Here is an 8,941-nt window from a genome sequence, read left to right as displayed (position 1 = left end):
ATCAGCATCTTTCAATTCCATAGGCAAATTGAAGGTCTGATCATGATAGAACTCATCAAGCTTGTCACCTGCCATGCCAGGCAGAGAAGGGCCGTCACACAACGAGACGATAATCGGGACTGAACAATCTTCCGAAAATTTTCTCAGATGTCGGCTTTGTCCGCACAGCGGTCATTCAAGTTGGCTGCCAGTGCCGCTCCGCAGCGAACGGCAGATTTGTCCGCCATCCGGCCCTTGGCGGGTCGAAAATGCTGCGCCAGGGAACGAACGGCAGCTTCGGGGAAGCTGCACTGCAGCGATTGCCATGAAGATCAAAGTCCGGATTGGGCCGCTAGCCGAAGTAGTTCAGTTGCATTACCCACTCCACCGGAAACGGCTCCAGCACCAGCGCCAGCGTCACCTCCGGCCCCTGATTGCCATCCAGTATTGACTCAACGATGTCGGGCGCGAGCAGCGTCAGTCGCAGGACGCGGGTCATGTAGGACGGCGCGATCCCCTCGCGCTCGGCGAGTTCGGCGATGGTGGCGAACTCGCCCGCCTCCAGCTTCCGCTTCCAGCGGAAGGCGCGGGCCAGCGCCTTGACGAGGGCGCTGTCCGTCCGCCGCGGTTGTGTGGCGCCCTCGGGCATCTGTATTTCCTTCCGCCCGCCGCGCTTCACGAGGCGGAGCGGGACATGGATGGTGACCGTGCGGGGCGATGCGGTCGCGTCGGCGGAGGACATTCAGCTTGCCTCGCCCGAGACAGCCCGATCCTCCGCCGCGTAGGCGTGCCGGCACAGCGCGCGTGCCACGATGTTTGCCAAGTCCCGGGCAGCCTCCTCGTCGAGTCTGACCGGGGTGTCGCTTTGCTCTGCTCGCTCCTGAACCAGGTCGACGACGGCACCGGCGAGGTTGTAGAGGTCGGCGGTCCGCTTCGTCCGGCAGGCCTCGTTGTCGAGCCCGTCCACCGCAGCGAGGATCATGTCGTGCCGGAACATCTCTGCAGCCCTCTCGGTGTCGAAGCCGCTGCACCAGACCCGCGGTTTGTAGTTCGTGCGCCGCCATTTCTCCTCGATGTGGAAGGTGCCCTCGTGCTCGATGACCCGCAGGGTCTGCGAAAACAGGGCGAACGCGGCGTCGCGATCGGCCTCCGAGCGGTAGCGGATGCCCGGGTACAGATTGACGGGGGGACCGGAAAGTGTGTCTGACATGTCGTGCTTCTCCTTGGGGTTATGCGGCGCGGCGCTGGCCGCCGGGTAGCAATTCGGTTGCGAGGCCATCGAGCCCGTCCACGCGCATCCGGACGTTCAAGCCGTCCACGCTGATGTCCACGCGTTCGACCAGCAGCGCCACAATGCGCGCCTGCTCGGCGGGGAATAGCTCGTCCCACAGTGGATCGAGCTGCTGCAGGGCCGAACGGGCGTCGGCCTCGGTGATGTCATCGGAGTGGATGCGCGCCGCTTTCCAAACTCCAGCAACGATCTCGGGCTGTCGGAAGACAGTGCGAAGCTGCTCGATGACGGCAGCCTCGATTTCGCCCGCCGGCACGCGGCCGACCGGACACGAACCAGCACCGTGCTTCAGCACGGTCTGACTGACATAGTAGCGGTAGAGACGATTCCCCCTCCGAGTATGCGTCGGTGAGAACGCGGCGCCATCAGGACCATAAAGCAGCCCCTTGAGCAGCGCCGGCGTTTCGGCGCGGCTGCGCGCGGCACGCTTGCGCGGGCTTTCCTGCAGGATGGTGTGGACCTTGTCCCATGTCTCGCGATCGATGATGGCGTCGTGCTCGCCGGGGTAGCTCTCGCCCTTGTGCACCGCCTCGCCAATATAGGCGCGGTTGTTCAGCATGCGGTAGAGGTACTTCTTGTCGATCCGGTTGCCGTGGCGAGTCGTGATCCCGCGCTCATGAACCGCGCGGGCGAGCACAGTTGCAGAGCCGATCTCGAGGAAGCGTGCGAAGACCCAGTGGACATGCGCGGCCTCGGTCTCGTCCACCACCAGCTTGCGGCTTTCGACGCGGTAACCATAGGGCGGCACACCTCCCATCCAGATCCCCTTGCGGCGGGAGGCGGCGATCTTGTCGCGAATGCGCTCGGCCGTGACCTCACGCTCGAACTGGGCAAAGGAAAGCAGGATATTCAGCGTCAGCCGGCCCATGGAGGTCGTGGTGTTGAAGGACTGCGTGACCGAGACGAAGGTCACGCCATTCCGGTCAAATACCTCGACCAGCTTGGCGAAATCCGCCAGCGACCGAGAGAGGCGGTCGATCTTGTAGACCACGACCACGTCGACCAGCCCGTCCTCGATGTCGGCCATCAACCGCTTCAGACCGGGGCGCTCCAGAGTGCCGCCGGAGACGCCGCCATCGTCATATTGATCGCGGACGAGCACCCAGCCCTCAGAGCGCTGACTGGCGATGTAGGCTTCGCAGGACTCTCGCTGGGCGTGGAGCGAATTGAACTCCTGCTCCAGCCCTTCCTCGGACGATTTCCTTGTGTAGACCGCGCAGCGCGACTTGCGGAGGATGGTGTCTTTCATCTGCCCCTCCGGTGGTTCTTGAGCCCAAAGAACACCCAGCCGTTCCAGCGCGTGCCTGTGATGGCGCGAGCGATCGCGGAGAGCGACCTGTAGGGCCGGCCCTGCCATTCGAAGCCGTCCGTTGTGACGGTGACGACGTGCTCGACGCCCTGCCATTCGCGGATCAGCCGTGTGCCGGTGATGGGCATCATGTCCGCGCGAATACGGCTTTTCTTGCGGTCACCACCGTCCAGTTCCTCACCCAGCCGTTCCAGCCGCCGGACCGTCTCGGGTTTGAGCCCGCCATAGGCCAGTTCCTGGATGCGATAGGCAAGCCGGCTCTCCAGATAGCGCCGATTGAAGAGCGGAGGCTCGCTGTCGAAGAGCTCGCGCCATTGGTGCTTCAGATCCAGCGTCGGTGTTGATTTCAGCGCGGCCAGGCGCGCCGGGATCGGGTCGTGCGTCGTCATGCCATGCCCTCCGTGAGACCGGTTGCATGACCGCTCCGGTGGCCGCCGTTGTGAAGCGAACTTTCTCCAATCGAGGCGGATAGTTCGCTTGACTGCCGGGCACGGAGCCGCACCAGGCCGAGCGCCAGCAAGCGACACAGTTCGGCTCGGCGTTCGGCCGGCGACATCAGGCGGGCGGGATAGGGGTTCATGTGTCGTCCCCGCCATGTCGCATCCGGTTTTCGAAGGCGATGATGTCACCGGGCCGGTAATAGATGCTGCCACCGATCTGAATATGTGGTGGTGCGTAGCCCTCTGCCCGCCAGCGCTGCAACGTACGCAGGGATTTTTGCCAGCGCTCGGCGAGGTCCCGCTCGCGGAGCGGTTTGCGGAGGTCCATATGCCCGATGTTCATCTGTTCTTCCATTCTCGTCCCCTTTCGAATGCGGGGTGTCGGTTGGAAGAATTATCGTTCATAGCCAGTCACTTGGGCAGGTATCAGCGAGTGACTTCCGGGACGCCGAAAATGACTCGCCTTTGTGTCCAAGTCCCTGAATTCAGTCCCTGCCGGGCACCGAAAATGACTCCGATGCTTCACGAGAATGACTCGTGTCGTCGCGAGCGGTCAGCCTTTGGCGGGTGTTCGCACCTGATCGCGGCGAATGACACGAATCGACGGGTCGAGCCGGTAACCCTTGTGGCGGCGTTGTTCGATCAGGAGCGGATGGTCGGGCGGTCGCAGTTCGATGGCGATGTAGAACTCGGCCAACCTGTCCCGGCATCTTTTGATCGACTGCGTCACCGTATTGACGCTCACGTACCGCCGCATTTCTGCAAGGGCGTAAGGCGATACAAAATTATGGTTCTCCGGCGCCAGCCCCGCGGCGAGGTCATCTTCGTATTGCGGTTTCAGGTCGTGAGCGACGGCTGCACCGCCGTGGCGGACGCAGCCCAACCCCTCGACCTCAATGGCATGGCCACCCTGGTTGTCAAAAAACGCGACGCGCAACGGGAACAACGGTGTTCGTTCCGACTGGAGGACGCCGGCGTCTTTACCTGGCTTTTCACGCAGGCCGTCGAGCACCAGGCCATCGGCAACTTCCGGCACCGTGAGCCCGACTCCCAGGTAGAGCGCGAGCAGCGATGAGGTGGGTAAATCGTGGCGCACCAATTGGGCGGCAAACCGTTCTGTCGCACGCTCGATAACTGCCAGAACTGCCCGGCCGTGACGGCGTTGAAGGTCGAACACCTTCTCCACGATCTGCGCGTCCGTCAAAGTGTCGTAGCCTTGGGCGACCCGGACAATATCGCTGGCGAAGCGACCGAGGAAGCTTGAGAGATCGGCTCCCGCCAGCTGGCAGGCGTGTCGGGTCCAATCGAGCGCCATCGTTCTTGAGCGAACCGTGTCGCGCGCGCCCGCAAGGACGTCAATCTTGTAATCGCTGGCCCGGTCATAGTCTTCGAGGCCAGCGGCGAGAATGGCGAAGCGTCGATCGAGGCATTGGGAACAGGCTCCGCAATGGTGGATCTCGCTGGTTTCGTTGCGAAGCGACGTGCAACTGACGGTATGGGCTATGACCGGTGCGGCTCCAAGGTTGTGAATCTTGGTCACAACCTCGGCCTTGGTAAGCCATTCGAAGTCGTTGCGGATCGCAACACGTTGTTCATTGATCACGTCGAGGAAGGTCTGCAGCTTGCGCAGTGCAAGCGGATGGGTGGTTCTCGATGCCATGGTCTCGATGACCTGGGCGTCGATCGGCAGATTGTGACTGACAACGCCGTTTTCATAGAAGCTGAGGCGGTCGGCTCCCGCTATGCGCGCGACGGCATAGCCGAGACAGGCAAACAGGAAGGATCGGGACCGCTGGGTCGTCTCGCGGGCAACGCTCTTCGCGCGCGTCGCCCTGACGTGCAGATGGAGAAACCGGTTCTTGAACTCCTTCCGGAGATAGCCGCTCAGTGTGACTTGACGGTTGATCGCCTTTGGCGCTGACCGATGGGTGACGAGGATTACGTTGTCCGTGCGATCTTTGAGCGCCTCGAGCGCTCCGGCAAAGGAGTCCAGGCCGCCCGAGAAGAGGATGACTTCCTTCGCCTGAAACCCTTCCGGCGCATTCTGCAAGGGCAGGTATGGTTCGGCGACGGGTTCGATGGGCTTGGCCACGAATTCGAACGTGACGCGATCGCCTGTCAGGAACTCCACCGCATCCGTCAGGGCCGCCGTCACCTCGGGAGTTGACCAAAGTTCAGGATGACGCACGGCCAGTTGGAACGCGAGTTGCCGACGCCAGGCAGCGCCAAGCTTCTGCCGACCTTCACCGCCGCGTCGCACTGTCGTGTCGGCAAAAAAGACCGAGGAGGCGATTTCTAGAAGGTCGACGAGGTCGCTCGAAAGCGATCTGACGAAGCTGGTCTCGATCGGATCTGTCTTGAGCCGGAAAGTGGCATCGGACCCGTTGATGCGTATGGCATACCGCTTGGGTGCCGCGCTCTCGGACGAAACGATCAGGAATGACTCAGGCATCAGGTCACAGCTTCAAACGCATTTCTTCGGAAATCTTTCGAAACGCCACTGCCCCGAAACTGGCAGCGGTTTCGGACGTCACGGCGCCGTCGCGGTAGACATTCTTGGCAAACCATCCTGCCGCGAACTCTTTCATGATCCGGCTGGCCTCCATGCTGTACTGCATCAGTGCGTGGTCAAACTCGGTTCGCGATCGGGCATTCGCAAAGCGCTGATCCGGTCCCGTGTGGTTTGCGAGCTCACGGTCGAGCCAGTAGCGCAGGGTTTCGCCCAGGAGCCGGGTAAAGAAGCCGCGCGCATAGGCTGAAAATTCACGCGGTGCCGAAAGCTGCCGCGCCGCGCGATGGACATCTTCCGGCGTGGGCGAGATCAGACCGGGTGTCCGGTCGCCCAGATAGGCCGTCACCGTTGACAGGAGTGCTCGGCGGGCCAGTTCCCGGAAGTCGTTTTGACGTGGCGCCTGACGGGCCAGGTCATCAAGACGCGACCCCATGGCCAGGACGATGCCGAACACGTCCGGCGCGTTTCGACATGGTAAATCAAAGTCACGGAGTGACTGCCCGAAACCTTCGTCCCGGGCTGCAACGGGGAGGATTGCGAGCAACCGGACCGCTTCGACGAAAACTGGATCATAGGCGGCACTCAGGAGATCTTTCTCGGCGGCACGCGCGCTTGCCGCGATCACTGCCGTGTCGGCTGCCCCATCGGAGATCAGCGCAACGACTTCCTGCCATTTTTTGCTCGTTGGCAGGACACCGAGGTAGATATGCCCCATGGTGCCCGATCTCTCCTGTCTTCAATGCGCCAATTTCAACCTTGACGGGAAGCATCTGTCAAACACTGATCGTCAGAGCGGATTTGTGGGGCAATCGAGGACACTCGACCTGTCTCGCGCTCGCGCGTGCCGAACCCCGAATCATCGGTGCCTTTACTCCTCTTGAATAGGTGCGCACTCTGCTATGTCGCGTTCTGACGCCTGATGGCGGCCAGTGTCATAAAATGTCTATCTTTCAGTTAGATACACGTGGATTTACCATGCTCCATGATCGTCTCGCTCCGGAAAAACACATCCGAACGCGGCACGATCCGGGGGCTGCGGAGGGTTTAGAAGACCGTGGCGCTGCTTCCGAAGGGGCATACCACGGGGCGGGGACAGAGGCCCAAGCGCAGTCCGAAAGGCCGAAGCGCGTCCCCCGGCACCAGACCCGGTGTCGCAAGTAGCGGCCGACCTCGAGGCGAGGGTCAGATCGACCTTGAGGGCCCAAAGCGACGGGGCGGCTCCGACCGACACGGACAGCTGAGGGCAGAGGGGACCGGCTTCGGTTGCGACCGGGGCTGGTCGTCCTATGCCCTTGGCTCCAGGACTCACCAACCGACACAGCAGTTTACTGGTATGTTACAAGCGGAGGTAAATATGAAATCTGGATCAGGATAGCGTGCACGAAAACCGCGAATGCGCGGACCGCAGGTGCGAACGGCAACGAGCGTTCGGGTGTAGTTAGATCCAACAGGACCATTGTTCACGAGTGCATCAACTTGCCACAAGGTCGGCTTACGGGCAGCTGTTGGCGGCGTGCATCACCGAAAGAGGCCCGCTTTTCTGTCGCGTTCCTTGTTCTTCTCTCTGATCAGACGCCGCAGCGTGTGTTCCATATTCTCGGCCATTTCCGGCACCTTGACGTCTTCCGGTTCGGATTTCTGCATATCCGGTTCCGGTGTTTCTGCTGATTGGGTTCGTTTCTGCATCTCCGAACAACCTTTTGACCGAGTTCCTGGTATTGAGACCGCAGCGCATTGATCGCTCTGCATCCGGGTTCAATCGCTCAACAGAAAGATCCTCGTCGAGCCCCGATCCGATTGCCGGTTTCGTGCGATCCTCCGGCGGGCGTTTTCCAGCTTCTCGCGTGCGACCAGCAATCGCTGCAGGGCCCGGTCCCGCGCTTCATACAGTCGACGAACGCGTGAGCCCGGGTCTCCGAAGATGCAAGCGGTTCTTCTCTGACCAACGGGATACCAGCTCCTGGCCTCTTCCAGGGCGTCATTCCAGGCACGGTCGGCATCGAGATAGAACCGGTAGGACCGGATAAGAATTCTGCGCTGCACACCAAGATCAGGATGCATGACACAACCTCCCTGAATGGATCGCAGACGTGATCGTAGCAAATGATGACAGCGACTCAAGACCAAGGTGATTTGTTCAGAATGCACCCCCGGTCCGAATCCTGACCATTGCCTGACGGTGGCAGGGCGCAAAACAGACAGCATCTTGGTGGATTACTCAGGCCGAAGAGACAATCCGGAAGGATGTGGATTGATCGTTGCGACATTCGATAGGGGACATGTCCAACAAGACAAGTTCTCCATATACGTGTGATCGGCGATAATGCTTTGCATGTGATTACAGCCTGTTACGAGTGAATGAGTTGTCCTGTTACGAGTGCGTGAGTTGAAGAGTATAAGAGCATCGGCTGTGTGGACCCCGTCGGAGCGCAAGGCTCCGGCGGGATCGCTTTTTGTAGATCTGGTGGAACGTATTCAGGACGTAACTCCGGCGATTGCCGGCCTCGCGGGCGTGGTCGTCGGTGTTGTCGCGGTGTCGCTCGGCATCGTCTGAGTCTCGACAGACATTCCGACGCCTGCTGGATTGTCGCCTCCTGTCGCTGAATGGCATTTAATGTCATGATTACAATGGCTTGATTGTGATGTTATACTGCTCCCGAGACAGTCACCCGCAATGCCGGGGGATCGGAGAGCAGGATGGCGACGCGCGTGGAACGAAGGGCAAAGCGGGAGGTCACGGCGGACTCTGCCGCCCCGGCGCTCGCGGTCGACTACCGCCCCATTGCCGACCTCATCCCCTATACCCGCAATGCGCGCACCCATTCCGAAGCGCAGGTCACGCTGATCGCGGGCTCGATCCGGGAGTACGGCTTTACCAACCCGGTGCTGGTCGATGGTGCGAACGGCATCATCGCCGGGCATGGCCGGGTGAGGGCAGCGCGGCAGCTGGGGCTGTCGAGGGTTCCGGTGATCGAGCTTGGGCATCTGAGCGAAGCGCAGAAGCGGGCTTATATCCTCGCCGACAACCGTCTGGCGGAACAGGCGGGCTGGGACCGGGAGATGCTGGCGATCGAGGCCGGGGAACTGTCCGATCTCGGAATAGATCTGGTGTCGCTCGGCTTCGAGGCGGGCGAGATCGACGCACTCCTGCGCGGGGGCGAAGCCGATCCGCGCGAGGATGTCGTGCCAGAGGTGCCGGCGGTGCCCGTGTCGCGCCCGGGGGATCTCTGGGTGCTGGGCCGTCACCGGCTGATCTGCGGCGATGCCACCGATGCCGCCACGGTGGAGCGGCTGCTCGGCGGTGTCACGCCGCACCTGATGGTCACCGACCCGGGCTGTGTCAGAAGAACTTGGCTTGCGGCGGGGCAGGGGGCTGAGTAGCCTTCCCCGATGACCAAACGCTCGCCCTT

The 8,941-nt window shown here is 61.6% G+C and carries 10 protein-coding genes; 1 reads left to right on the top strand and 9 read right to left on the bottom strand.

All coding sequences use genetic code 11. The annotated features are described in order from the left end of the window. Positions 1–331 precede the first annotated feature (331 nt). The 9 genes from OEZ71_RS20170 to OEZ71_RS20130 all read right to left on the bottom strand — a co-directional run bounded on the left by OEZ71_RS20170 (position 332) and on the right by OEZ71_RS20130 (position 7,592). Positions 332–721, bottom strand: coding sequence for a hypothetical protein (locus tag OEZ71_RS20170; RefSeq protein ID WP_263741894.1), 390 nt, complete (start codon positions 719–721; stop codon positions 332–334). Next, the gene (locus OEZ71_RS20165; RefSeq protein WP_263741893.1) at positions 722–1,189 is read right to left on the bottom strand and encodes a hypothetical protein; all 468 of its coding nucleotides are present in this window, start codon (positions 1,187–1,189) and stop codon (positions 722–724) included. Positions 1,190–1,208: 19 nt separating this feature from the next. Then, a complete protein-coding gene (locus OEZ71_RS20160) occupies positions 1,209–2,519 on the bottom strand; it encodes a recombinase family protein (protein ID WP_263741892.1) in 1,311 nt (436 codons plus the stop codon). Next, positions 2,516–2,968: a DUF2924 domain-containing protein gene (locus tag OEZ71_RS20155; protein ID WP_263741891.1), complete on the bottom strand. Its 453-nt coding sequence runs from the start codon at positions 2,966–2,968 to the stop codon at positions 2,516–2,518. Before OEZ71_RS20155 ends, OEZ71_RS20160 begins: the two co-directional genes overlap by 4 nt. Positions 2,969–3,155: 187 nt before the next feature. Continuing rightward, a complete protein-coding gene (locus OEZ71_RS20150; RefSeq protein ID WP_263741890.1) occupies positions 3,156–3,374 on the bottom strand; it encodes a helix-turn-helix transcriptional regulator in 219 nt (72 codons plus the stop codon). A gap of 198 nt (positions 3,375–3,572) precedes the next feature. Continuing rightward, on the bottom strand, positions 3,573–5,471 hold the full coding sequence (locus OEZ71_RS20145) for a 7-cyano-7-deazaguanine synthase (protein WP_263741889.1): 1,899 nt from the start codon (positions 5,469–5,471) through the stop codon (positions 3,573–3,575). Positions 5,472–5,475: 4 nt separating this feature from the next. After that, on the bottom strand, positions 5,476–6,246 hold the full coding sequence (locus tag OEZ71_RS20140) for a hypothetical protein (RefSeq protein WP_263741888.1): 771 nt from the start codon (positions 6,244–6,246) through the stop codon (positions 5,476–5,478). An 803-nt stretch (positions 6,247–7,049) separates the two neighbouring features. Further along, positions 7,050–7,175 (bottom strand): hypothetical protein, encoded by a 126-nt coding sequence (locus OEZ71_RS20135; protein WP_263741887.1) that lies wholly within the window; start codon positions 7,173–7,175, stop codon positions 7,050–7,052. Between the two features lie 111 nt (positions 7,176–7,286). Continuing rightward, a complete protein-coding gene (locus tag OEZ71_RS20130) occupies positions 7,287–7,592 on the bottom strand; it encodes a hypothetical protein (RefSeq protein WP_263741886.1) in 306 nt (101 codons plus the stop codon). Between the two features lie 636 nt (positions 7,593–8,228). Between OEZ71_RS20130 and OEZ71_RS20125 the strand changes: the two genes are divergently transcribed. Beyond that, positions 8,229–8,912, top strand: a complete 684-nt coding sequence (locus tag OEZ71_RS20125) for a ParB/Srx family N-terminal domain-containing protein (protein WP_263741885.1) — start codon at positions 8,229–8,231, stop codon at positions 8,910–8,912. The last annotated feature ends 29 nt before the right edge of the window (positions 8,913–8,941 follow it).

The sequence above is a fragment of the Albidovulum litorale genome, assembly GCF_025751495.1.
GTDB classification, from domain to species: Bacteria; Pseudomonadota; Alphaproteobacteria; order Rhodobacterales; family Rhodobacteraceae; genus Albidovulum; species Albidovulum litorale.
This window is presented reverse-complemented; position numbering and strand designations above follow the sequence as displayed.

Coding starts and splice junctions, on each gene's coding strand:
- OEZ71_RS20170 (WP_263741894.1), bottom strand. CDS start 721: ATGTCCTCCGCCGACGCGACCGCATCGCCCCGCACGGTCACCATCCAT.
- OEZ71_RS20140 (WP_263741888.1), bottom strand. CDS start 6,246: ATGGGGCATATCTACCTCGGTGTCCTGCCAACGAGCAAAAAATGGCAG.
- OEZ71_RS20125 (WP_263741885.1), top strand. CDS start 8,229: ATGGCGACGCGCGTGGAACGAAGGGCAAAGCGGGAGGTCACGGCGGAC.
- OEZ71_RS20155 (WP_263741891.1), bottom strand. CDS start 2,968: ATGACGACGCACGACCCGATCCCGGCGCGCCTGGCCGCGCTGAAATCA.
- OEZ71_RS20135 (WP_263741887.1), bottom strand. CDS start 7,175: ATGCAGAAATCCGAACCGGAAGACGTCAAGGTGCCGGAAATGGCCGAG.
- OEZ71_RS20130 (WP_263741886.1), bottom strand. CDS start 7,592: ATGCATCCTGATCTTGGTGTGCAGCGCAGAATTCTTATCCGGTCCTAC.
- OEZ71_RS20160 (WP_263741892.1), bottom strand. CDS start 2,519: ATGAAAGACACCATCCTCCGCAAGTCGCGCTGCGCGGTCTACACAAGG.
- OEZ71_RS20165 (WP_263741893.1), bottom strand. CDS start 1,189: ATGTCAGACACACTTTCCGGTCCCCCCGTCAATCTGTACCCGGGCATC.
- OEZ71_RS20150 (WP_263741890.1), bottom strand. CDS start 3,374: ATGGAAGAACAGATGAACATCGGGCATATGGACCTCCGCAAACCGCTC.
- OEZ71_RS20145 (WP_263741889.1), bottom strand. CDS start 5,471: ATGCCTGAGTCATTCCTGATCGTTTCGTCCGAGAGCGCGGCACCCAAG.